The sequence below is a fragment of the Bradyrhizobium sp. McL0615 genome (genome assembly GCF_049993905.1).
GTDB lineage: Bacteria > Pseudomonadota > Alphaproteobacteria > Rhizobiales > Xanthobacteraceae > Bradyrhizobium.
The window spans coordinates 7189322-7211739 of sequence record NZ_CP188254.1 but is presented as its reverse complement, the minus strand read 5'-3'; the positions used below and the strand labels follow the sequence as shown (position 1 = coordinate 7211739).

Here is a 22418-nt window from a genome sequence, read left to right as displayed (position 1 = left end):
GCTCACGTCGCTAAACGCCACCGGTTTGCGTGTTTCGCCCGACGCTTTCGTAGCGAAACCCGTGTGCGATCACGTCGTGAGGTTGATAGATGTTGCGAAGGTCAATCATGACCGGACATGCCATCGCGCGCTTCAGACGGTCCAGATCCAGTGCGCGGAATTGCTCCCACTCCGTCACGATTACCAATGCGTCGGCGCCATCCGCGCAGCTATAGGGACCGTCGCAATAGCAGATTTCGGATAACTCGGTCTTCGATTGCTCCATTCCTTCCGGATCGTATGCCCGTATTTTGGCTCCAAGGTCTTGAAGCGCGGTGATCAGGGGTATCGAAGGTGATTCTCGCATATCGTCGGTATTGGGTTTGAAGGTTAGGCCGAGGATGCTGACGGTTTTACCGCGCAGCGTTCCGCCGAACACGGACGCAACTTTGCGTGCCATGGCACGTTTGCGATTTTCATTGACTGCAAGTACCGCTTCGACGATGCGCATCGGAGCGTCGTGGTCCTGCGCGGTCTTGATCAACGCGCGGGTGTCCTTCGGAAAGCACGAGCCGCCAAAGCCTGGCCCGGCATGAAGAAATTTCGAGCCGATGCGGTTGTCGAGTCCAATGCCGCGGGCAATCTCCTGCACATCTGCGCCGACCTTTTCAGCTAGATCCGCAATTTCGTTTATGAAGGTGATTTTGGTGGCAAGAAATGCATTCGCTGCGTATTTTGTGAGCTCCGCAGTGCGGCGACTCGTGAATATGACGGGGGCCTTATTAAGGTAAAGCGGCCGGTAGATTTCCGAAATAACTTTGCGGGCCCGTTCGTCGTCCGTACCAACTACAATTCGGTCAGGAAACTTGAAATCGCGGATCGCCGCGCCCTCACGCAGAAACTCAGGATTCGAAGCGACGGCAACATCAGCCGATGGGTTCGTTTCGTGAATAAGTCTTTCCACTTCGTCGCCTGTCCCAACTGGCACAGTCGACTTCGTTATTACCACGGTGAAACCGTCCACTGCCGCGGCGATTTCCCGCGATGCCGCGTACACGTAGCTCAGGTCGGCATGACCGTCACCGCGGCGCGACGGCGTTCCGACGGCGATAAACACGGCGTCGGCCTCACGTACCGGTCCCGCCAGGTCGGTACTAAAATCGAGCCGACCATTTTTGACATTGTTCTGCACAAGCCGATCGAGATCCGGTTCGAAAATCGGAATCTTGCCACGTTGAAGCGCCGAGATCTTTGAAGCGTCATTATCGACGCATGTGACTTGATGACCGAAGTCAGCGAAACAAGCTCCGGACACCAAACCAACGTATCCAGCTCCGACAATCGTTATACGCATTAACGGGATATTCCTTCAATGTTGGATCGGCTCAACTCGTCCCAACCATCCTTTGTGATCTTGGGCAGCGGTAGAACTATCTCTCGCTGCTCTCGATTTAATATTACCAAAGCCTAGCTTGTGCGGTGCAAACTGGCAATACGCTGCTCAGGTCCTGGCTTGTTAAGGATACCAGTTACGATCGACAGTCTGCGTTCCGAAAAATCTCTGCGAACGAAAAGGGGAATTGCTTGCCAAAGCCGTCCTAAGTCCGCCAAGTCAGACATCAAGCTCATGCAATGAGGCGAAGCCTCTTAATTTTCGAATGCGACGCCGAGGAAATCGCCGTCTCGCCAAATTAGACGGCACTGTCGGATAGTTAAAAAGTTGTCGAAGGTCAGTTCGAAGGTGTTCGGCAGCACCGATAGATTGTGTGTCCGAAGTTTTGCGCCAACGTCGGAAATGTCAATGACGTTGCAACCGCGTGCGCCGATCTGCCCCTTGAAGAACAGAAGCGCGCCTTTCTCGATTCCTGCCCTGCCAACCGCTCGTCGATTGCCGTGAGAATTCGGCATCATTCTCCATCCTGATCGTACTCGATGAATTTCTTGTATTGCCAGCGGCGCCCGTCATGCCGGCGCCACACGCGGCCGTGCACAAGACGGCCCGTGATGGATCGCCGGGGAAATCTCACGGTCCAGAGATGCCAGAATTCGGCGCCTGCTCGTTTCAATCGTTGTGATTCAAGAGGATTAATTGCGGTGAACATGGAGCCGTCTCCCAACAGTTTCGTAGCGGCCTCGCACGGTAACGAAGTCGCGCTGTGGGCTAAACTGACTATAGGTCGCCCGGCGGCTTCGCCACGTTGAACTGGACGGGGCAATAGTCCAGCAGTCGTGCACGCTATCTGCTCGAATATCGAGAGCAACAGCATTCGCTCGTTAAGCTTGATACAGGCGGTCGAAGTTAAATCGGGAACAGCGGTAGCAGGATTCGGATCGCTTTCGGGATGGGCAATTCTTTATGCGGCAAGCCCGAAGATATTCGCGTTGTCTAAGCAACGGCGTCTCATCGGGCTTTAAGAGCGTGAACAATAGGGCCGCCCCTCGTGACCACGCCACGCCGGATCAGGCCCTATTAAACAGCAGTCAGTTCAGGGCAGAATTTCTGCCAGACAACCGCGACCATCCGAGAATCCGAGACAGGCGCAATGTCCGGCGTGGGGCGACAGCGGATTCAGGTCGTCGCAACGGGTCTCGCTCGCCAGGCCGAATATTGAGAAGCAGACTAACTTGAGACCATGCCCACAATTGACGCGCGGGCGGCAATGAAGATCCTAACTTCTCAGAACCGATGCCGTCTGGGCCGCGCGAAAGCAAGCGGGCCGGGTCGAGGCCATCGCGGGAGACGAGCGCCAAACGGTTTGAAATAAAGCGCCGCAACTATCGCCACATTGATCGCGAGCCAAGTGGCTAATGCCGAAACAGCAATACTCATCACAAACTCCCGGGATGAGAACGCCGGCGAGGTGTTTGAGTTCCATCCTTTCTCCAGCTTTGCGAATTAGCCGGTTTCGCTGGCCATCCGACGGCTTTCCTGGAGGCGAGCTACTACAACGTCCCTTGATGTCGCGACGAGCCACCAAGGCATCATCAAGTGCCGATCCCGAAAGCATTCAACGCAAGTCGAGCATAAGCAGTCAGGCGCCCTTCTAACCGCGGAATCTTCTCAGCGTTAGCGACGACCAGGCAGCCTTCCGTGACGCGTATTTGGGTGAGAGAAATATCTCGAGCGACAAAAAACTCAGCCCGGATGGGGCCACCGATTTCAACGTCGATACCCTCATAAACAGTTAGAGGCTGAAACCTCTCCACCGGCAGATTGATGCCGATCTCCTCTGACACCTCTCTTGCGATGCATTCGGGGAACGTTTCATTGGCCTCCTTGTGCCCACCAAAGAGGCCGATTTTCCCCGGCTCGGTGATGCCGGCGATATTGTCGCGTTGCTGAAAAAGAAAGCGGCCGGCAGTGTCGAACAGGAGAGTGGAGGCAATCTCACGCATTCAGGAGCTTTTACTAAATGAGAGAATACTGGCGCACCATGACAGGCTCAAAACAAGGCGTCTACTCCCTCAGGCGGCACGAGCTGCTCATCCAAGTGCTTCGACCAACCCGTACTCACCATCGGGTTCAATCCCCTCGGGCGGGACGTGTGCAAGGCCTGTCAATTGCAGAGGGCATAGCCGCGAAAATGATGCGTAGGCCCCCGTCGCCGATCTCAACCAGTCGCTGATCTTTCGTATTCCACTTCTTTGCTGTTTCTTTGCGCATTCTTTTGCATCGCACGCGCACAGAAATGCCTCGATTCATGCTCCACACTTGAAACTGTCAAAGGAGACGCAAAAAATGGGGGCGTCACGTGGGGATCACTGAGTGGTTGCTGGTTTGGCTAATTGCAAATGCGCTGTTTGTGGTGTGGCGCGTCTTGGTGCTTTCCCAAGCGGAAACTCGCGATTTGTCGGTCCGCAGAGAAGGCGCTGGACGACCTCTTTCTCAACAAGCCCTGCGGGAGCGGCTAGGCCGATAGGCCCAGCAAAGCGCCAGTCGCGCTCCGACCAAAGAGGGATCCCCGACCAGTGATGCCGGCGATTTGTGCCTTACCGCTGAACTTGCGAGCCTCGCTCCCGACTTGGAATGCTTGCTGTCGGCGCGTCGTCATCGGGGGCCTTCCGTGGTCCGGAATAGTCGAGGTCCATTCCATTCACCTGGCACGAAAGCGTGCTTATTCCCGTCGTAAGGCTGAAACCGTTGGCACGCGGAATCTGGATCGTGGAAAATTTATAGAATACGCCAAATGCCTTTTGGTCACCGCCAAGAGGGATCGATCCCAATTGAAGCGTGAGTTTCGTGACACTGGACGCACCGCCCGATCCGGGACAATTGAATGAGCAAGCTTTGCCGTTAACGCAAGAATATTGCCATTCGAATGCTACCTCCATTGCGCCAAGATAGGGGTTATCCGAGTGCTTGCCCTCCTGAGCGCTTAGAGATTGTACAAAAACGCCGCTGACGAGCATGATGCAGCCCAAAACCAGCGGTTGAAAACTCCTAAATACTCTACACATACGGGTACTCGAAGACTGCTAGGTTGAATTTAATTTGCTAGGCAAGGCCAGTCGCGCGCTTGGCGCACTGCAATTGTGCGTGATGTTAGCCAATGGATCGCGTGCAAGTTCTACCAGATGCGCTGACACCAGCCGTCGCGATGCGGTCGGTAGTTGCTATGCTCGCATCCAAGCGTGCCGTCTGGCATTTGCAAGGCTGGATAAGGTGCGACATCGCCTACCGGCTGATTGCGAGTGAAGACCCAGCCGGAATTAACGGTCACCAGGGCGCAGCAGGCGCCAGCGGGCGAGAGATAGTGATAGTGCATGGAGGCTGGGCCGTTATACGACGTTTGCGCCGATGCCGGGCTCATTTGACTGATGACCGCAGTGCAGATAGCCGCCGTAAAAATTATTGCCTTCATCTCAGGTCTCCCCCCGCTTTATACCCAATACACTATCCGGGTCGGTCCCGGCTAGTTCTTTTGACCGCACGACTGAACGCTGGGTTTCCCGATGCCAATCGCCATCAGGCTTCCTCAGAAGCAAGGATATCCGATTCGCTCGACGAACCGAGACGAGCAAAACGCCGAATGTTGCGATGCGATAATCAGGCGGTGCTCTAATTCGACAACTGCACAACCGATTTGCGACCCGTGATGTAATATTTCGATATAAGCGATTGATTTATATCAGTAATTTAAATGCATCACGCGCCGCATGAGCTTCCGCGCTCACTGTTGACCACCGCGACACCTATCCGGTGTGCGCCGCGTTGGAGATATGGCCGGCTATTTCTCCTGGCCGAACTACCTCGTAAGCGAACGCTCTAACTCCCCACCGGCGCTCCTTCCCGTGATCCTGCAGACCCATCACGGCAGCGGTCAGCGTTATGGTAGTCCGGTTGATGCCGCCCTGCCGCAGAAGGGAAGTGGCGCCTGCTGCGGCCGGATCGAACGGCTGAAGTGTCGGTATGGACCGCGACATCATGGCACCCCCCCCCGCCGGGTTCGCGCCAACGATAGCCGTCCCAATCTGCCAGTGCCGAACCTGAACGTGCGAGCCTTGACCGCCGCAGCCCCTTGCTCGCCGACATCAACGACATTCCGACTGCGAGGCGTGGCCTTACGTAGCTGCCATCATGGCTTATTCAGCCGCAAAATAATCGGTGGTGATGCGGCATCATCGCCGTAAACCTGGGCAATCCAGGGGGCGATCGCCATTCAGGAGAAACTACGTTCGGAAACACTCAGTATTCGTAATCTTGATTGCTCTGCCCTGCTGGTATTGCAAAACAGTGCCTACCTCGTACGCTGTGACCGTGTACAAGCGGCTTTAATTCGAGCGGTGAGTTTTCGAGGATGACGAGTGCGCATATGAGGAAGGCGCTATGGGCACCAAACGTGTAACGCGCGGAACCTTGCAAGTTCGATGTGCCCTGTGCCTGCACCGCAATTGCGTCGGTAGGTAGGTTATCGTGATGGGATTGACCGATACGGTATCCCTTCAGCTTCAGGCTGGACAAGTAGATGTCTGGCTGGCCTCCCTATCAAACGTCAGTAGTGGCGAAGCACTTGCATATGTGCAGCTCTTGAGCGAGCCGGAGCGAGCCCAATGGCAGCGGTTCAAGGTTGAGGATGCGCGGCTTCAATATCTCGTAACGCGCGCGTTGGTTCGTACGACGCTATCCAGATATGCCGACGTGCCGGCGCGAACTTGGCAGTTCGAAACGAACGCCTACGGCCGTCCTCATATCTCGCAACCGCAGGCGTCAGGCAGTCTCCGCTTCAATTTGTCAAACACAACGGGATTGGTTGCCTGTGCAGTTTCGATGGATTGCGAGATCGGAATTGATGTCGAGAATATTACGCGAACGGTCGATGCCGACGCAGTGGCGCCATCGGTCTTTGCCCCAGCGGAGTTGGCGGACTTTCGCAAAGCCGGGTTGGAAGATCGGCGTGAGCGCTTTTTCTCGTATTGGACACTTAAGGAGTCTTACATCAAAGCACGCGGCATGGGACTATCCCTTCCACTCGACGCGTTCTGGTTCGAGCTCGGCGGCCCATCTCCGCTTCTATGCGTCACGGAGCGATGCCCCGACATTCCAGACCGGTGGCGCTTTTACCAGCATGCGCCGACAGACGAGCACATGATGGCCCTTGCCGTCGCCGCGCCTCAGGGTGTCGAGCCTTCAATTTATCCGCGTTGGGTAACACCGATGTCATTGATCGCGGAGTCGGCATGACCTTGAGACTCAGCGAATGATGACGGGCCTCGGCCAACGTGGTGGGCGCGCCGTATGAAATTGTATGCGATAAGCGATCTTCATCTGGGCTATGAGGCCAACCGACGGGCGCTCTCGGGTATATCGAGTCATCCTGGCGATTGGCTGATCCTTGCGGGTGACGTCGGTGAAACCGCAGCCCATCTCGAACTAGCTTTCAGGGAGCTTAAGCCGCGGTTTGCGAAACTGGTGTGGGTACCCGGCAATCATGAATTGTGGACGCTGCCCTCGAGCGATGAGAAGGCTCGAGGCCGCTTCAAATACGATGAGTTGGTAGAGTTATGTCGGTTCTACGAGGTGCTGACCCCTGAGGATCCTTACCCGATCGTGACGATCGGAGGAAGGGAAGTGAGAATTGCGCCGCTGTTCATTCTGTATGACTACAGTTTTCGGCCTCTCCATATTTCAATAGAACGGGCAATCGACTGGGCAGGCGAAGAAGGGATCGAATGCGCCGACGAGGTGCTTCTACATCCAGATCCATATGCCGACCTCGCCGAGTGGTGCCACGCCCGCTGCGAAATCACTGAGCAGCGGCTGAAAACTCGGAACGATTTGCCGACAGTTCTGATCAATCACTTTCCATTGCGAGAAGATCTCGCAAAGCTTCCAAGAATCCCGCGTTTCTCAATCTGGTGCGGGACACGCCGCACCGAAGATTGGCACCTCCGCTTCAATGCGGCTGTTGTCGTGTCGGGGCACCTCCATATCCGTTCGACGTCGCACCGCGATGGTGTTCGGTTTGAGGAAGTCTCGCTTGGGTATCCCCGGCAGTGGTCCGGCTTGATCACGCCAGACCATTGTGTCCGCGAAATCCTGTCGGAAACGACGTTGGCAAAGGCCGCGCACCTGCGAGCTGGCTCAAGCACCATCCTAACGTGAGTTTCCAGTTCACGCCGGCGTCCGATGGGCGCCATACCGAATGCAACCGCCGTGTAGAGATTGAGGTACAATAATACTATTAAACACGTTGGGCGGCCAGAATTGCGCCCATGTTGGTTTGGCAAATAACGGTCTGCCAAAACTTCCTGGAACAACAAGGCAACAAATTGCGGCACTACATTCTGGGGGCTAACACTGAGTCGCCACCTTCTCAATACGGAGGTGCCATCTTCTTGATGGCGAATCCCCCCTTCATCGGGGGAGCAGTATTGATGTCGTCTTTTTTCCAGGTGCTCTCGTCGGATCCGGCATGGATCGGGACGGGGCTGAGGGTCGTTCATTTTTGCGGGCTCGTACTCGGCGTTGGCGCGGCTACGCTCCTGGACCTCATTATCGCCCGCTTTATCCTGATGCGCGGAATCTCCTTCGAGCATGTCTATGTTGTCGATTTTTCGTCCAAGATTGTAACGATCGGACTGGGTCTTCTTTGGGTTTCAGGAATTGGGTTTTTAATTAGCTACGGAGTTTTTGAGCCCGCCAAACTACAGAACCCCAAGATCTGGGCCAAGATTGCGATCGTGGCAGTGCTCAGCGTCAACGGCCTTCTGGTGCATTATTTTGTGCTGCCTCGTATCCGAAACCAGGTTGGAAAACGTCTGCTCGACGGATTGTCTCCGTTTGATTGTTCACTCGTGCTTCTCGCCGGTACAGTGTCAGTAATTTCTTGGTATGTGCCTTTGATACTTGGGGCGATTCCGCAGCTTAACTACGTCGTTCCCGCCGAGGTGATTTTGAGCAGTTACGCCCTGCTGTTGATTGCGGTGAATACAGTCATACAGGGTGCGATCATTTTCTTCGGCGGGTACTCAATTCCCGTCAATTCAGATCAGAGCAAGATTTCAGCTCGGAGCAAGATGAACATATTGCGCGGATCGGCTGCGCTGGCCGTCGCATTGATCTGCGTTTCGCTGTTCATGACCAAGACCACTGATTACGGCACGGCATTTGCGAAGTCGACAACAAGCTCTCTCGGTGGTGAACCGAAGGCAGCGCTAGCATTCAAAGACGCGGAGCTGGCCTTGTTGCGGGGCGATAGTGACGGTCCCCAGCGTGAGTTGGAGCAATCGCATGTGGGAGCTTCTATACCCGCAGCGGTAACTGCCGTAAGCCAGAGCGAAGAAAAAGTCGTTGAGCGAGCTGTCCCAGTCAAACCTGACACGACGGCCGAGCAAATGAACCAAACTATAGGCGCGGAAAGCTTTGCCAGTCTTCCCAAAGCGTCTCTTAAAACCAGTCCCCCGCAATTGAAGGACGGTTTCGTTGGCTTATGGGCAGCCGATGTCCGCGCCTGTGAGTCTCGTCCGGGGACGGGCAGCGATCTTCTGACTGTTATCGGTGAGCGGGGTGCCCGGGCGGGAAGGAACAGTTGCGCATTCAGGGAAAAGAAGCAGATAGGAAATGCTGAATGGGAAATGAAGGCGCTGTGCGCAGACGGATCGGAGCGCTGGGAATCGACTGTTCGTCTCTCCCTGTCGAAAAATAAGCTGAAGTGGTCGGGTCAGCGAGGTACCCAGATCTACACCAAATGCGCCTGATGTGGCGCTGCACACGCCAATCTGCGGAGCGCCGGACGCGCCGACTCGATAGCTCCAACCAAAGGGCAGGGGGCTGCGAGTGTGCTTAGTGCAGGCCATCAATAACACCGGCAAGAGCCGGTTGTCCCGCGAACTGGCGAGCGAAGGCTAAGGCAAATCTCACCACTGCAAGCCAATGGCTTTGATATGTTGCCGGATTAATCCGATAGGTGCTTACCGTAGTCTGCACCTTGAGTAGTTTTCCAAAGACGGAATTTGGTGTTAGGTCTCGCGTAGCAGTTCACGCCCGGCTACGTATGGGCCCGCGGGGGAGGGGTCCGGCGGCATTGCCTCGACGGCTTCCTTGCCAACTGCCGGCTTGGAGCATCAAATCGCGTGACGGCCAATTGGACGCGGATCAGTAGTCATGGCTTCGGAGATAGTGCAACCAAGCGTCGGAGATGCAGCCCCGGATCCCAGCCGCGAGGTTGAATTCGCGCTCATGCTCTCTCGTGTGATCGATTCGGTCGAAAAAAATCCGGAGTTCCTGCGCGCCACGGTCTACGAACTCGCTCGACATAAACTGAAGGAGGAGTTCACTTCTGAAAGTTTTGGGGATGTGCGAAACCTTTCCAAGTCGCTGGAAGTTGCCATCGCGGGCGTAGAGGCCTTCAGCAAAAAGAAGGATGGGATGGAAGCGTCCCTATTGGGAGCGAACCCTGCTCAGGGGAAGGCGCTCATATCGGCCCAGCCATCGAACCAACAGGTCGCATCTGCTCTCGAGTCGGTTTCTCCTGTGTTCGAAGCCCATGTCTTCGGATCTGGCGGGGCGCCAGCTCGGAAGAAGCCCTTTCAATTGCGGACGGCTCGGTGGTTCGTTGCGTCTTTTGTGACGGGGCTCGCTGTCTTAACAGCGCTCATTTCACTGGAACTGCTTCGAAAAAAGGGGTACTTCGCCGTCAATCAGCCGGCACCAATCTTGGCGAAAACCAACACGTCCGTGCCAGCAAAATCTGCATCAATAGCAGCGGAGCCAAAGACTGAGGTACCATCGCCGACCGTTCCGACGGCCTTTGGCATCTATGCGGTCAGCGGCGGCAAGCTCCATGAACTCGACGTGCTGCCGGGACGAGCGCCCGACCCGCGCATTGCCATTTCGTCCATCATCACGGGCAATAGCCGTACGACGTTGCCGGACGGACACGTCGCTTTCGTCATCTATCGTCGGGATTCAGCGACCAATGCGGCCGATCGGGCCGAGGTTCGGGTCGTTGCCAGGATCGAGCGGGAAGCGAGCTTCAACAAGGATGGCAAGCAGGTTGTCACCGCTGTCGATGACAATTGGGTTATACGAAATATTTCGATGCCGTATCGTGCGGCGCCGAAAAAGGACAATCCGGAAATGTACGAAGTCCGGAGTGAGAATCCGGAGGCTCCATTGCCGCCGGGCCGCTACGCGCTTGTGCTGAAAGGCCTTGCCTACGATTTCACTGTTGCAGGTCCGGTCACCGATCCCCGGCAATGCCTGGAGCGACTGGTGGCAACAAATGGCCGGTTCTATTCCGAGTGCAAGAAGTAACTGCTGACGACCGTTTTGTGATTGGACTGGTTGCTTCCGAGGGGCGCGTTGGTTGAGAAGGATCATGAGTTAGGACGCGAAGGTGCCGTGTCCCGGCAATTGTTCGGCGAGCCTTGCAGGCGCGACAAGACGTTTTGACGCCATGGTACGTTCCAAGATAGGGTATTTCGGTCAGAATCAATGGGCTGTGTCAGCGATGTTTTCGTTTCGCGCCAAATCTGGCGCTAGATTTCGGTCTGCCGGTCGCGATCGCGAGACGGATGGACAACGTTTAGCAGCCATCGAAAGCGCGGTTCGCGACGCTCTGATTGCTGCCGAACGCGAAAAATCCGCTCTCTGCCAACGCCTTGAGCAGGCCCGAACAACGGCGACGATTTTGGCGGGTACGGATACTTATGAGCACGAGACCCGGCTGCCGGAGAGGACCGCCGGACTTGCTGAGAGCGAGGCCGAGATGAGCAGGGCCGAAAATCGCTTGCTAGACCTTGATCGTCACATTTCTAAATTGAAGCGGATCGAAGGCGCCATTCTCGCCGAGAGTGGTATCCCCGAGCCGAGAAGGTCGTAAGCAACCCCAATAACATAGCTTGGGTCGTTGGCAGGAAAGCGGCCGTCTCGGAATTTGCGAGAATATGCGCACGGTACAGCTGACGCTGACGTCGTTTATCGACGCAAGCTCTCTTTTGCCAAGTCGCGGTGTGTAACGGCGGTCGGCCCGCATCCTTCGCTGTTCGTCTCGCGTCCGGCGCCATCGGGCCGGCGCATCTGTTGATCAAGGTTACTTGGACGTGCGAACAGTCGCGCAATCCTTTTCGTGGACCAGAAGGCAGCTCCTGCGCGCAGAAATAACCCAAAAGCAAAACCGGCATGCAGCAGCATAAGCGGGCCAAGTGTCCCCCATACTCCCCATCCAGCCATCTTGTTCGATATCAACTGTGTCATGACCGATGCGATCAGAACCGCGACCCCCGCAGGCAGCAGAATGTACACGCTGAAGCGCAGGCCAATGGCGGTCCCAAACAGGGCCACCGCAGCCACCAGCAATGCCACCGTTTGGTCCATCATCCGCCCCTTATTTCGGGCTAGGCCCCAACACGTCAAGCAAGTCCGCCACAAACGAATCGCGTGAAAGTTGTAGATACACCTTACCTGAGAGAGGAACGACACTCGAAAGCGTTTTCGCCGAGCCTGGCAGCGATTCTTCAGGACGCATGCGCTCAGTGCTTCGACAACTCTCGCCAGGTCATGAACTGGCAACAAGGCTGCAGAGCAGCGGGATTAGTATTAGTTAAAACCGCAGCGGGCCATTGCGTGTGCCCGCCTTCGAATCAACAATGTCTAATCTTGGTTCCAAGACCTTACCACATTCACAACGCGCCACAGCAGAGGTCCCGACAACCTAACGACGTGCAAGTCCTAACAGTTCCCCCGATGTTATGTTGCCGTTCGATCTGACAATTGGGCGAAACAAGGCGTTCGGCTCATTGCACTTTTAAATGGTATTTTAGTAGTCAAGAGGCCAGGACGCTCCCGCCGTAGGCGCCTAGCGGCCGAGGTACAAGCAGGACTTATCATCCAAAGTTCAGGCTTGGCCTTCCAGGCTGAGGCCCCCTGAAGCGCTCGCGCCAAACTCTCAGGCACGGGGATGAGATATTGGCGCCCATGCAGGGTGTTCTGGGACATCAATTGGTTCGCATGTCTCCGATCCGCCGAAATTCCTAAAGTGTCGGACAGGACGCCAACGCGCGCGACATACGCCCTGTCTCAACGCCTACTCGTAAGCGTAGTTCTGCTCCCACCTTTTCGCGGCACATTGGATAGGCGAGTTTTACGATCTCTTTGATGGGATCGGCTTATGTCTATGCTTGACCATACGCCTAAGTCGGGCGTGACGGCGCGCCGGCTGGAAGTGATCACGGAGACAGGACGCCGTCGTGGGTTCTCCAAGGACGACAAGGCCCGGATCGTGGGGAGACGCTGGTGCAAGGTTTCCCTCTGGCGAGGGCCGCCTTGTTGGATTAGTCCAATTGGTGCGTAACAGTCCTTATGGACAGCCATAAGCGCAGTACTCAGCTTGAGCGGCTTGAGGTGGTCGAGACTGGTCGCCGGCGGCGCTGGTCGGATGACGAGAAGCTGCGGATCGTGACCGAGAGCTTTGAAGCGCCGCGCGCTATATCGTCGACGGCACGGCGCCATGGCATATCACGTTCGTTGCTGATGACATGGCGTCGCGCGCTCAATGCCGAGCCGATTAGCCCTCAAAGCGAACAATCTGGCTTTGCGCGGGTCGTCCTTGCCGCTGAGGTCGAGCCGGCGGTTGCTGCCACACCGACGAGCGGGCAGATGGTGATTGTCGTTGGCAGGGATCGTCGGGTGATTGTCGACGCCGGCGTCGATGCGACGGCGCTGGCGCGGGTGTTGCAGGTTCTGGAGCGTCGATGATCCCGATCTCTTCGAACGCACGGATCTGGATTGCGACCGGCTACACCGACATGCGCAAGGGCATGCAGGGTTTGTCATTATTGGTGCAGGAAAGCCTAGGTCGAGATCCGTTTGCCGGAGATGTCTTCGTGTTCCGCGGCCGCGGCGGTTCGCTGATCAAGGCCTTGTGGCACGATGGAATTGGATTGTCGCTCTACGCCAAGCGGTTAGACCGTGGCCGTTTTGTCTGGCCGGTGACGGTGAGCGGTGTGGTGGGGCTGACTGCGGCGCAGATGAGTTATCTGCTGGAGGCGATCGACTGGCGCAACCCGCAGCATACGTGGCGGCCACAGAGCGCGGGATAGGCTCAAAAATGTTCTGAAGCACGGAAGAAAAGACGCCTCAAATCGCCCCTTTTGTGATTCCATCGGGGCCATGGGTGACGGCCTTGAATCGCTGCCAGACGACATCGAAACGCTGAAAGCGGCATTGATCGTTGCTCGCGCGGAGGCTGCGGCCGCCCGCGCTCAGCAGTCCGACAACCAGGCGCTGATCGCCCATCTGAAGCTGCAGATCGAGAAACTCAATCGCGACCGCTATGGGCCGCGCTCGGAGCGTACCGCGCGACTATTGGATCAGCTTGAGCTGACGCTGGAGGAGTTGGAGAGTTCGGCGACGGAGGACGAGCTCGCAGCCGAAATGGCCGCGACCAAAACCATGAAGGTGGCGTCGTTCACGCGCAAGCGACCGTCGCGCCAGCCGTTCCCGGAGCATCTGCCTCGCGAGCGGGTGATCGTGCCGGGGCCTGTGGTGTGCGCCTGCTGTGGCGGCGCGCGGCTGTCCAGGCTCGGGGAGGACATCACCGAGACGTTGGAGGTGGTCCCGAAATCCTGGAAGGTGATCCAGCACGTCCGCGAGAAGTTTACTTGCCGTGATTGCGAGAAGATCAGCCAGGCCCCGGCGCCGTTCTATGTGATTGCCCGCGGCTGGGCGGGGCCAAGCTTGCTGGCGATGGTGCTGTTCGAGAAGTTTGGCCAGCATCAGCCGCTGAACCGCCAAGCGGAACGCTATGCCAGGGAGGGCGTGCCGATCAGTCTATCGACCCTGGCCGACCAGGTCGGCGGCTGCACGGCGGCGCTGGCGCCCTTGTTCAAGCGCCTCGAGGCCTATGTGCTGAGCGCCGAGCGATTGCACGGGGACGACACCACGGTCCCGGTCCTGGCCAAAGGCAAGACCGACACCGCCCGGATCTGGGTCTATGTGCGCGACGACAAGCCTTTTGGCGGGCCGGCCCCGCCGGGGGCGGTGTTCTATTACTCGCGCGATCGCGCGGGCGAGCATCCCCAGGCGCATCTGGCCGGCTACAGCGGCATCTTCCAGGCCGATGCCTATAGCGGCTATGGCAAGCTTTACGACCCGGGCCGCAACGCAGGTCCGATCCTGGAAGCCGCGTGCTGGGTCCATGCCCGACGACCATTCTTCGTAATGGCTGATCTGGCTGAGAATGCGCGTCGCAAGGCTAAGGGCAAGAAGCCGGCAGTGATCTCGCCGCTGGCAATGGAAGCAGTCCGCCGGATCGACGCCTTGTTTGAGATCGAGCGAGGCATCAACGGACAGAGCCCCGAACGGCGCCGGGCCGTCCGCCAGGAACTGAGCGCGCCGTTGGTCGCCAATTTAGAAACCTGGATGCGCGAGCAACGCGCCAAGCTCTCGCGTCGCAACGACATCGCCAAGGCCATGGACTACATGCTCAAGCGCTGGAGCGCGTTCATACGCTTCCTCGACGACGGCCGCATCTGCCTGTCGAACAATGCGGCGGAGCGTGGCGTGCGCGGCATCGCTTTGGGTCGAAAGTCCTGGCTGTTCTGCGGCTCTGATCGCGGTGGCGAGCGTGCCGCGGTGATGTACAGCCTGATCGTCACCGCCAAGATGAACGATGTCGATCCGCAAGCCTGGCTCGCCGACGTTCTGGCGCGCATCGCCGAGCATCCCGTCCAAAGGCTCGACGAACTCCTTCCGTGGAATTGGCGCCACCGAAACAAGCAAGTCGATCAGGCAGCCTGAGTGGCCGCTGTGCGGTCTTCACCGGACGCTTACGGTGCAAGGCGCGGTCGTTTCCGAGATCGCCCGCGACCGGGCTGAGCCCACAAAATAAGTGTTCACCTAGCGCAGGCAAGCACGCCGGTTACCGACGCCGATGGCTGACGATCCGCAGTTTGTACCGGCGGTGGTAGACGCCATGGTACCGGCCGTGGCTGTTGGCGATGAGCGCAAAACAGCTCAACGCAAGGTCAAGCCGGACGTCGGGGGCATCGAGATCGAAGCCGAAGGACGCTCTATCCGGGTCGGCCGAGGCGCGGACGTGGCGATGATTGCGGCCATCGTCCATGCGCTGAAGGCAAGCCGGTGATCGGCCCGTCCGGAACTGTCCGGGTGATGGTGGCAACCAAGCCGGTCGACTTCCGCAAGGGAATGGAGGGGCTTGCTATGTTGGTACGCGAGCACATGACGGCCGATCCGTTCTCGGGTGCTGTCTATGTGTTCCGTGCCAAACGCGCGGACCGGATCAAGCTGATCTTCTGGGATGGTCGACAACAATGCCGTCGAACGCTCCATCCGTCATATTGCGCTCAACCGGAAAAATGCGCCGTTCGCAGGCTCCGACGGCGGCGCCGAGCATGGGGCCGCTATCGCCTCCTTGATCGAAACTTGCAAACTGAACGACACCGACCCGCTTGCCTGTCTCACCGATGTGCTCACCAGGATCGTCAACAGCCATCCAAACAGCGAGATCGACCAACTGCTTCCGTGAGCCTATAAACGTCAAAGCCGTGGCCAGAAAACGACGCTTACTACATAACGAAACTGCCGAAGGAAAAATTTCGAATTGGCGCAGCGGCAAGCCGCTCACGAAGCGCTGATGCTGTGCATTGGAAAAGCTTCCCCGTTGGCGCGGATTGCATTCATGACGGCGTTCACTCGTAACGCCGTGATACCGTTTAATACCGATGACAAAAAACACCATTTAGGGGGAGCGGAAATTGAATGAGATGACAAAAGCTCATCCCGTGAAACAATAGCTTATGAGCGCAAGGTGCGTCAGAACGCCGCACAACGATTCTGTTTTCATTTGGTGCGCCCCTTGGTTGGCTCAACTTCCCGAAAGTACCCCTACCATAATTGCCGGACGTATTAAGGCGCCACAGTATATCTAAATCCTTCAGATATCACCTCGTTTACACTAAGAATTTTGACACTGTCCCCGGTCCCGTTGTCGGATTGCCCGGTCTTATTTTGACGCGGGAATGATTGCTGCGTAAACTTGGATCGGCAGCGGCAAATTAATTTAAGACAGCCTCACCGAGTTGCGGAAAATTGCATTCGCGCTTGAGTAGAATTCTCAAAACTGAGACTAATATGTATCACGCTAAGCGAATGATCCGATCACTTTTGCGATTTGCTGCAACGCGAGTTCGCGTCCCAGTCTACGAACGGTTGATGGCTCACTCTGTTCTGAAGGAAAGATTTAACAGCCTTCGATCTATCAGAATTTTCGATACGCGTAATGGTCTGTGGGATCATTGTATTTCTGAAATCGGGGCATCTCAAAAAATCACGTACGTTGAATTTGGTGTGCACACAGGCGTTTCCATCAAGTATTTCGCGCAGCACAATACCAACAAGGATTCAGTTTTTGTAGGATTGGACAGCTTCGAAGGCCTGCCCGAAGATTGGGGTGTTTTGAAGAAAGGAGAGTTCGACGTGAAGGGGGCTATCCCCAAAACGGACGACGCTCGAATTGTTTTCATTAAGGGTTGGTTCCAGAACACATGGAACCAGTTGTCACCGATGTTGACGACCGCCGATGCACTAATCGTCCACTACGATGCCGATCTTTATTCTTCGACACTGTTCGCGCTCTCGCAAATTGACAGCGTTAAGCAGCCGTATATTGCCATCTTCGATGAGTTTACCGGCCACGAAGCAAGAGCGCTGTACAACTATCTTCATGCGTTCAACGCATCGGTATCGTTCCTCGGGCAAGTCATCGTCGCTGATTATCCAATACATGTGCTATGCAAAATCACTCCCAATCAAAGCGTCAGCTAGACCTCTGAATGCACGACGACGCCGGGATCCGGTCTCCGTCGACGCGCGGAAGCTCTGGCAGCTCTGGGCCCACTTCGCAAATATCGAGCGACCGCCTTGGGGCGGTCTTTCGTTGTGCACATCGCGTTGACTCAACCGCCGCGGGACGGTGGGATGGCGCGGTGTGGGACACCTAGTGAAAAGCCGGGGCCGCAAACAGATCAAACAATCTCCAGCCGTGCGTCGAACGAAAGCAAGCTTCGACGCCAGGTGTGCATGGGTTGACGGGTTACTTTCCTTTGAATGTCCGGAAGAACCGGTCCCCCAAACAAAATGGAGTGTAGACGCGGGCGTATTTGCCAAGACCCGCCGCTACAACCGCCATCGACAATCTTAGATGGGGACTAGCTGCTGCTGCGATACTGCTCCAATGCTCGCGATTGTAGAGATGTGCAAGGAGCGACGTCCGGACCTTTTTAGCTAGTGGTATCATAGTAAGTTGACGTCGACTTGGCAATTGCGGCCGCGGAGAGGGACGAATGCTGAATTGCCTGCCAGGAGTGACCAGACAGCGAGTTCTTCTGCCTGACCGCTCCGACAAGTCCTTTAACGGCTATCTTTTCAGCGGTTCAAAACGGAATTCATGATAAACGCCAACGAGCCGGAAACGCATCGCTATTTCGTGTAGGCTAGCATCGAGTAGGGTTCCAGACTGGATGTGAGCCATGGTCAGTGGCGCTGTGATTGCGATCGTTTGTTTGCCGGCCGTCCTGACAGTGGTCTGGTTTCTCGAAGTGCTGGCTGGCTGCGTTGCCGTGCGCAGGCCAACTGTTTCTCCGCTTGTGAGGCTAAGCGCCCCGTCACATCGGACGACAGTACTTGTTCCGGCCCACAACGAGGGAAGGGGTATACTCCCCACCATCCACGATACCCAGGCTCAGCTCGGACCCCGCGATAGCATCCTCGTGGTCGCCGATAATTGTACTGATGACACTGCCGCAATTGCCAAGTCGGCAGGGGTCGAAGTGGTGGTGCGTGCCGACCCTGTGCGCCGCGGCAAGGGATATGCACTGGAGTTCGGGGTGCGGCACCTGCGCCTCGACCCGCCCGACGTCGTTGTCATCATGGATGCTGATTGCCGACTTGGCGAGAATGCGCTGCGCTACATGTCGGAGCAGGCAATGGCCAACGGCCGCCCGGTACAGTCGCTCTATCTCATGCTGGCGCCGGAGAGCGCGCCACCGGGAAAAGGGGTGAACCTTTTCACTTGGCGCGTCAGGAACTGGATCAGGCCACTTGGCCTGGGGTTGCTTGGGTTGCCAACTCAGCTTTTTGGCACCGGGATGGCTTTCCCGTTCGGTCTGCTCAAGGACCGCGACCTCGGAAACAACCGGCTGGCGGAAGATTGTGCTCTGGGGATTGCTCTCGCATCGACGGGTCATCCGCCGCTTTTCGTCAGTGAGGCCAGGGTCCACAGCCATTTCCCGGTGTCGCAGGCTGGCAGCGATTCACAGCGCCAGCGCTGGGAGAAGGGGCATCTCGAGAATATTATCGACTTAGTTCCCGGGGCTCTCGCCAGATCGTTGCGCGATAGAAACTTTGGGTTGGCGGCGCTTGCTATCGACATGGCGGTGCCTCCACTGTCATTGCTTGTGCTCGTCACGGTTCTGTGCGCCGTCCTCGGCGGTGCAGCGTGGATATTGGGAGCATCACCAGCCGCTCTTGCCATTCCATTGCTGAGCGTTCTGCTTGTTGGGTTCGGAACTGGGCTGGCTTGGACAACGGTCGGTCGCGACGTGCTGCCGCTGCGCGAATTGCTCCGTCTTCCCCTGCATGCTATCCGCAAATTGGGCTTTTATCACGGGATTGCCAGCGGGAAGGCTTCATCGTCGTGGATCAGAACCGATCGCAAGTGAATGGACAGGAATCGATGGCCGGCTACGAGTTCGGATTTATATTGGAGCAGGCGCTCGGACACGTCACTCACGCCAAGAACCTTCTCACCAATGTTGCCCTCGACCCCGAGGTACACGCACATTGGGGATTGATAGACTTCGAAACCACGGGCATTGCCGGAAGGGTACCACTTTACCGGAGTAACTGGACAGTGCGGGCAGGTTTGCGCGCGCGCCGCGAGGTTGCTCGCATGAATGCGCAGACCACACTCGACGCTCTGTTCTTTCACACACAAGTGCCTGCTATTCTCGCCCAGAGTTGGCTCCACAAGATCCCAGGCATCGTCTCTCTCGACGCCACACCGATCCAATATGATGAACTGGGCGCATTTTATAAGCACGCGCAAGGTCCGGCTTGGCTTGAGGGTTTGAAATGGCGCCTGAACCGCGACTGCTTCAGGTCCGCGCGCCGGCTTGTCGCGTGGTCGGAGTGGACAAAGCACGGCCTTGTGCAGGGTTATGAAGTGCCGGCTGACAAGATTACCGTTATTCCTCCCGGCGTGAACGTGCATGAATGGCGCCGACCCAAGCCGCGCGTGGCTCACACGAATCCGGTCAAGGTTCTGTTTGTCGGGGGAGACCTTGAGCGCAAGGGTGGGCTGGTGCTCCTCGAAGCCTTTCGCGCGCTCAGACACCTAGGTCTTGAACTGCACCTAGTGACTAAAGATCGCCTTCCACCGGAACCGGGTGTATTTGTCTACAACAATCTTGGCGCCAACAGCCAGCCGCTGAAGGATCTTTACCATACCTGCGATATCTTCGCCCTGCCGACTTTCGCTGATACCTTAGCCATGGTTCTCTCCGAGGCGGGCTCTTCCGGGCTGGCAATCATCGCCACGAACGTGGGCGCGATCCCCGAGCTGGTCCGCAACGGAGAGACCGGCTTGATCGTTCCAGTAGGCGATGTTGTTTCGCTGACGCAGGCACTTAGGGATCTGGCGACAAATCCCGCCCTACGCATGACCCTCGGTGAAAGTGCCATGGCTTACGTGACGCGTCATTACGACGCCCCAAGGAATGCCAGCCGTCTCCTCGACCTGCTCAAGGCGGAGGCAGATGCTGCGCGCGCGCAGCGACGCGCTAGCCTTTATGGCTGACGCGCACCAACCAACATCGAGCGCAGATGTCGCGGAAGCGATGGCTCCTTGCGGGTGAAGCGGCTTGTGGCTAGTCCAGCATGAGGTTCTGAAAGCTTTTACACAATATTTGGCGAGGGCTGCGCGGGTCAAAAGTTTACTTGTTATGTAAGCACTGTTCTTAGGTTTGACTTCCAAACCGCCAGTTGCATCTACATACCGTTATCAGGATAGATTGAATCAAGGGAGGCAAACCCAGTGTCCGTGGATGCTGTCATTGAAGATTTGAGAATCAGTGCGCTTCCGCTGGCGGAGACGGCAGTGCTTATTTGCCGGAACGCAGGATCCCCGTTGGCGCAAAATGTTTTTACGCTAAATCTCGACCACATCGTCAAGATGCGCAAGGATGCGATGTTCTATGAAGCCTATCGACGGGCAGGGTTGATCACGGCTGATGGCTTTCCCATCGTCCTGGCCTGTAGTCTCCAGGGTAAGCAGGTAAGCCGCGTTGCGGGATCAGACCTGATTGCCCCGATCATCGCGGAAGCGGCGCGCTCCGATAAGTCGATCTATCTTTTTGGATCAAACTCGCACGTGCTAAACAAGACGTCGCGCCTTCTCAAGGAGCGAAACACGGGCCTGACGATTGCCGGCGTCTTTGCCCCGCCTCAGGGGTTCGATCCCGCCTCCGAAGATGCGCGCCGTTGCATCGAAGCAATTGGCAGTTCAGGAGCCGATCTCTGTTTCGTCGCGCTCGGTGCACCCAAGCAGGAGTTGTTCGCCGACTACTCCAAACGCCTCCTACCTCACGTCTCGTTTGTATGCATCGGCGCTGGCCTGGATTTCATCGCGGGCACGCAGGTGCGTGCACCCTACTGGATGCAGCGTTGTAACCTGGAATGGCTTTGGCGTGCTGCCGGCAATCCGCGACGGCTTCTCTACCGCTATCTTCTGTGCATGATAGCGCTGCCTGGCATTCTTGCCCGAGCCGCGCTGGTTCCGCGCGAGCGTTGATATTCTTTCGAGTATACGGGCGACTTTTCTGCGTCTGGATACTTAACGCGCTCCACCGCTCTTATGGGGCTACGCCGCCGTCTAGTTTTGTCGGCTCTTCTCCTGCGCCCGCCGCTGGTACCATTCCCACGCCGTGGAGATAATGTCATCGAGCTCCGTCATCTCCGGTCGCCATTGCAGCTCGTTCGCCGCGCGCGTCGAATTGCTGATCAGTCGCGCCGGATCTCCCGGCCGTCTTTCGCCGAACTTCACGGGTACGGAACGCCCCGTAACACGCTCGACCGACGCGATCACTTCGCGAACAGAATAACCGTGGCCATTCCCTAAATTGAAGGCGCGGTGCGTGAGACCTGCCTCCAGGCCCTTAAGCGCCAGGACATGGGCTTTTGCCAAGTCGGTCACGTGGATGTAGTCGCGCACGCATGTCCCGTCCGGCGTCTCGTAGTCGGTGCCGAAGACCGTGATGGCATCCCGATCTCCACATGCAGCTTCGAGAACGAGCGGCACCAGGTGCGTTTCGGGATCGTGATCTTCGCCGATCTCGCAATCTGGATCTGCTCCGGACGCATTGAAATAGCGAAGCGCTACCGACCGCAACTGATGGGCTGCATGAAAATCGGCGAGCATGCGCTCGACCATGAGCTTGGTCGCACCATAAGGATTGATCGGGGCTTGCGTCAGCGTTTCGTCGATCGGAACCCTGTCGGGAACGCCATAGGTAGCGCACGTGCTCGACAGCACGAACTGATCAACGCCGTGGTCTCTCAGTGCCTCGAGCAGCGTCAGCGAGCCGACGACATTGTTGCGATAGTATTTGCCGGGATCGGTAACCGACTCGCCAACGTAAGCGAAAGCCGCGAAGTGCAGACATGCACTTGGACTATACTTTTTGATGACTCGGTCGAGAGCAGTCCGATCGAGAATGTCCCCTAGTTCGAGAGGCCCCCATTTGGCCGCTCGTCTGTGCCCCGCCGACAGATTGTCGTAAGCGATCGGCTGATACCCTTCCTGCGCCAGGATCTTGCAGGTGTGCGAGCCGATATAGCCCGCGCCTCCAGTAACCAGAATATTCTTCGCGTTGTTCATTGAACTCTCGCAGTTAAAGCAACAAGCCGTTCTCCGCCTCTA

The 22418-nt window shown here is 57.0% G+C and carries 21 protein-coding genes and 2 pseudogenes; 16 read left to right on the top strand and 7 right to left on the bottom strand.

Translation table 11 applies throughout. The annotated features are described in order from the left end of the window. Nucleotides 1–10: 10 nt before the first annotated feature. The 5 genes from ACPPVP_RS34660 to ACPPVP_RS34640 form a co-directional block, all read right to left on the bottom strand. Nucleotides 11–1333, bottom strand: a complete 1323-nt coding sequence (locus ACPPVP_RS34660) for a UDP-glucose dehydrogenase family protein (RefSeq protein ID WP_426528046.1) — start codon at nt 1331–1333, stop codon at nt 11–13. Nucleotides 1334–1626: 293 nt separating this feature from the next. Continuing rightward, the gene (locus ACPPVP_RS34655; protein ID WP_426528045.1) at nt 1627–1890 is read right to left on the bottom strand and encodes a hypothetical protein; all 264 of its coding nucleotides are present in this window, start codon (nt 1888–1890) and stop codon (nt 1627–1629) included. Beyond that, nucleotides 1887–2081, bottom strand: coding sequence for a hypothetical protein (locus ACPPVP_RS34650; protein WP_426528044.1), 195 nt, complete (start codon nt 2079–2081; stop codon nt 1887–1889). Before ACPPVP_RS34650 ends, ACPPVP_RS34655 begins: the two co-directional genes overlap by 4 nt. Before the next feature lie 883 nt (nt 2082–2964). Continuing rightward, complete coding sequence (locus ACPPVP_RS34645; RefSeq protein WP_426528043.1) at nt 2965–3375, bottom strand: NUDIX domain-containing protein; 411 nt, start codon at nt 3373–3375, stop codon at nt 2965–2967. Nucleotides 3376–4547: 1172 nt separating this feature from the next. Further along, a complete protein-coding gene (locus tag ACPPVP_RS34640) occupies nt 4548–4841 on the bottom strand; it encodes a hypothetical protein (protein ID WP_426528042.1) in 294 nt (97 codons plus the stop codon). A gap of 1055 nt (nt 4842–5896) precedes the next feature. Between ACPPVP_RS34640 and ACPPVP_RS34635 the strand changes: the two genes are divergently transcribed. The 5 genes from ACPPVP_RS34635 (at nt 5897) to ACPPVP_RS34615 (ending at nt 11303) form a co-directional block, all read left to right on the top strand. Next, the gene (locus tag ACPPVP_RS34635) at nt 5897–6661 is read left to right on the top strand and encodes a 4'-phosphopantetheinyl transferase family protein (protein ID WP_426528041.1); all 765 of its coding nucleotides are present in this window, start codon (nt 5897–5899) and stop codon (nt 6659–6661) included. A 54-nt stretch (nt 6662–6715) separates the two neighbouring features. Further along, nucleotides 6716–7582: a metallophosphoesterase family protein gene (locus ACPPVP_RS34630; protein ID WP_426528040.1), complete on the top strand. Its 867-nt coding sequence runs from the start codon at nt 6716–6718 to the stop codon at nt 7580–7582. A 110-nt stretch (nt 7583–7692) separates the two neighbouring features. Beyond that, nucleotides 7693–9177, top strand: a complete 1485-nt coding sequence (locus tag ACPPVP_RS34625; protein ID WP_426528039.1) for a hypothetical protein — start codon at nt 7693–7695, stop codon at nt 9175–9177. Between the two features lie 406 nt (nt 9178–9583). Then, a complete protein-coding gene (locus ACPPVP_RS34620; protein WP_426528038.1) occupies nt 9584–10735 on the top strand; it encodes a hypothetical protein in 1152 nt (383 codons plus the stop codon). Nucleotides 10736–10877: 142 nt separating this feature from the next. Continuing rightward, nucleotides 10878–11303 carry a hypothetical protein gene (locus ACPPVP_RS34615; protein WP_426528037.1) on the top strand — a complete coding sequence of 142 codons (426 nt, stop codon included), beginning with the start codon at nt 10878–10880 and terminating at the stop codon, nt 11301–11303. A gap of 95 nt (nt 11304–11398) precedes the next feature. Here ACPPVP_RS34615 and ACPPVP_RS34610 read toward each other — a convergent pair whose 3' ends face one another. Continuing rightward, on the bottom strand, nt 11399–11797 hold the full coding sequence (locus ACPPVP_RS34610; RefSeq protein WP_426528036.1) for a hypothetical protein: 399 nt from the start codon (nt 11795–11797) through the stop codon (nt 11399–11401). A 984-nt stretch (nt 11798–12781) separates the two neighbouring features. Between ACPPVP_RS34610 and tnpA the strand changes: the two genes are divergently transcribed. The 11 genes and pseudogenes from tnpA (at nt 12782) to ACPPVP_RS34555 (ending at nt 21290) form a co-directional block, all read left to right on the top strand. Continuing rightward, nucleotides 12782–13177: an IS66-like element accessory protein TnpA gene (gene tnpA / locus ACPPVP_RS34605; RefSeq protein ID WP_426527613.1), complete on the top strand. Its 396-nt coding sequence runs from the start codon at nt 12782–12784 to the stop codon at nt 13175–13177. After that, a complete protein-coding gene (gene tnpB / locus ACPPVP_RS34600) occupies nt 13174–13521 on the top strand; it encodes an IS66 family insertion sequence element accessory protein TnpB (protein WP_426527612.1) in 348 nt (115 codons plus the stop codon). Before tnpA ends, tnpB (ACPPVP_RS34600) begins: the two co-directional genes overlap by 4 nt. Nucleotides 13522–13591: 70 nt before the next feature. Further along, nucleotides 13592–15220: an IS66 family transposase gene (gene tnpC, locus ACPPVP_RS34595; RefSeq protein WP_426527611.1), complete on the top strand. Its 1629-nt coding sequence runs from the start codon at nt 13592–13594 to the stop codon at nt 15218–15220. Between the two features lie 133 nt (nt 15221–15353). Continuing rightward, entirely contained in the window at nt 15354–15566 is a 213-nt protein-coding gene (locus ACPPVP_RS34590) for a hypothetical protein (protein WP_426528035.1), read from the top strand. Then, nucleotides 15563–15745, top strand: a pseudogene (gene tnpB / locus ACPPVP_RS34585) (IS66 family insertion sequence element accessory protein TnpB); the annotation flags it as partial. The gene ACPPVP_RS34590 and the pseudogene tnpB (ACPPVP_RS34585), both read left to right, overlap by 4 nt. Further along, nucleotides 15744–15968, top strand: a pseudogene (locus ACPPVP_RS34580) (transposase domain-containing protein); the annotation flags it as partial. The pseudogenes tnpB (ACPPVP_RS34585) and ACPPVP_RS34580, both read left to right, overlap by 2 nt. Nucleotides 15969–16043: 75 nt before the next feature. Next, nucleotides 16044–16205, top strand: coding sequence for a hypothetical protein (locus tag ACPPVP_RS34575; RefSeq protein ID WP_426528034.1), 162 nt, complete (start codon nt 16044–16046; stop codon nt 16203–16205). A gap of 449 nt (nt 16206–16654) precedes the next feature. Beyond that, complete coding sequence (locus tag ACPPVP_RS34570; protein ID WP_426528033.1) at nt 16655–17266, top strand: hypothetical protein; 612 nt, start codon at nt 16655–16657, stop codon at nt 17264–17266. Between the two features lie 704 nt (nt 17267–17970). Beyond that, nucleotides 17971–19161 carry a glycosyltransferase family 2 protein gene (locus tag ACPPVP_RS34565; protein WP_426528032.1) on the top strand — a complete coding sequence of 397 codons (1191 nt, stop codon included), beginning with the start codon at nt 17971–17973 and terminating at the stop codon, nt 19159–19161. A 14-nt stretch (nt 19162–19175) separates the two neighbouring features. Beyond that, a complete protein-coding gene (locus ACPPVP_RS34560) occupies nt 19176–20297 on the top strand; it encodes a glycosyltransferase family 4 protein (protein ID WP_426528031.1) in 1122 nt (373 codons plus the stop codon). Between the two features lie 237 nt (nt 20298–20534). Then, a complete protein-coding gene (locus ACPPVP_RS34555) occupies nt 20535–21290 on the top strand; it encodes a WecB/TagA/CpsF family glycosyltransferase (protein ID WP_426528030.1) in 756 nt (251 codons plus the stop codon). Nucleotides 21291–21371: 81 nt separating this feature from the next. Here the strand turns inward: ACPPVP_RS34555 and galE are convergent, their stop codons facing one another. Then, entirely contained in the window at nt 21372–22376 is a 1005-nt protein-coding gene (gene galE / locus ACPPVP_RS34550; RefSeq protein WP_426528029.1) for a UDP-glucose 4-epimerase GalE, read from the bottom strand. Between the last annotated feature and the right edge of the window lie 42 nt (nt 22377–22418).

Bases quoted from the DNA above. Each gene is read 5' to 3' on its own strand.
- ACPPVP_RS34660 (WP_426528046.1), bottom strand. From the start codon at position 1,333: ATGCGTATAACGATTGTCGGAGCTGGATACGTTGGTTTGGTGTCCGGA.
- ACPPVP_RS34655 (WP_426528045.1), bottom strand. From the start codon at position 1,890: ATGATGCCGAATTCTCACGGCAATCGACGAGCGGTTGGCAGGGCAGGA.
- ACPPVP_RS34650 (WP_426528044.1), bottom strand. From the start codon at position 2,081: ATGTTCACCGCAATTAATCCTCTTGAATCACAACGATTGAAACGAGCA.
- ACPPVP_RS34645 (WP_426528043.1), bottom strand. From the start codon at position 3,375: ATGCGTGAGATTGCCTCCACTCTCCTGTTCGACACTGCCGGCCGCTTT.
- ACPPVP_RS34640 (WP_426528042.1), bottom strand. From the start codon at position 4,841: ATGAAGGCAATAATTTTTACGGCGGCTATCTGCACTGCGGTCATCAGT.
- ACPPVP_RS34635 (WP_426528041.1), top strand. From the start codon at position 5,897: ATGGGATTGACCGATACGGTATCCCTTCAGCTTCAGGCTGGACAAGTA.
- ACPPVP_RS34630 (WP_426528040.1), top strand. From the start codon at position 6,716: ATGAAATTGTATGCGATAAGCGATCTTCATCTGGGCTATGAGGCCAAC.
- ACPPVP_RS34625 (WP_426528039.1), top strand. From the start codon at position 7,693: ATGTTGGTTTGGCAAATAACGGTCTGCCAAAACTTCCTGGAACAACAA.
- ACPPVP_RS34620 (WP_426528038.1), top strand. From the start codon at position 9,584: ATGGCTTCGGAGATAGTGCAACCAAGCGTCGGAGATGCAGCCCCGGAT.
- ACPPVP_RS34615 (WP_426528037.1), top strand. From the start codon at position 10,878: ATGGTACGTTCCAAGATAGGGTATTTCGGTCAGAATCAATGGGCTGTG.
- ACPPVP_RS34610 (WP_426528036.1), bottom strand. From the start codon at position 11,797: ATGGACCAAACGGTGGCATTGCTGGTGGCTGCGGTGGCCCTGTTTGGG.
- tnpA (WP_426527613.1), top strand. From the start codon at position 12,782: ATGGACAGCCATAAGCGCAGTACTCAGCTTGAGCGGCTTGAGGTGGTC.
- tnpB (WP_426527612.1), top strand. From the start codon at position 13,174: ATGATCCCGATCTCTTCGAACGCACGGATCTGGATTGCGACCGGCTAC.
- tnpC (WP_426527611.1), top strand. From the start codon at position 13,592: ATGGGTGACGGCCTTGAATCGCTGCCAGACGACATCGAAACGCTGAAA.
- ACPPVP_RS34590 (WP_426528035.1), top strand. From the start codon at position 15,354: ATGGCTGACGATCCGCAGTTTGTACCGGCGGTGGTAGACGCCATGGTA.
- ACPPVP_RS34570 (WP_426528033.1), top strand. From the start codon at position 16,655: ATGGCTCACTCTGTTCTGAAGGAAAGATTTAACAGCCTTCGATCTATC.
- ACPPVP_RS34565 (WP_426528032.1), top strand. From the start codon at position 17,971: ATGGTCAGTGGCGCTGTGATTGCGATCGTTTGTTTGCCGGCCGTCCTG.
- ACPPVP_RS34560 (WP_426528031.1), top strand. From the start codon at position 19,176: ATGGCCGGCTACGAGTTCGGATTTATATTGGAGCAGGCGCTCGGACAC.
- galE (WP_426528029.1), bottom strand. From the start codon at position 22,376: ATGAACAACGCGAAGAATATTCTGGTTACTGGAGGCGCGGGCTATATC.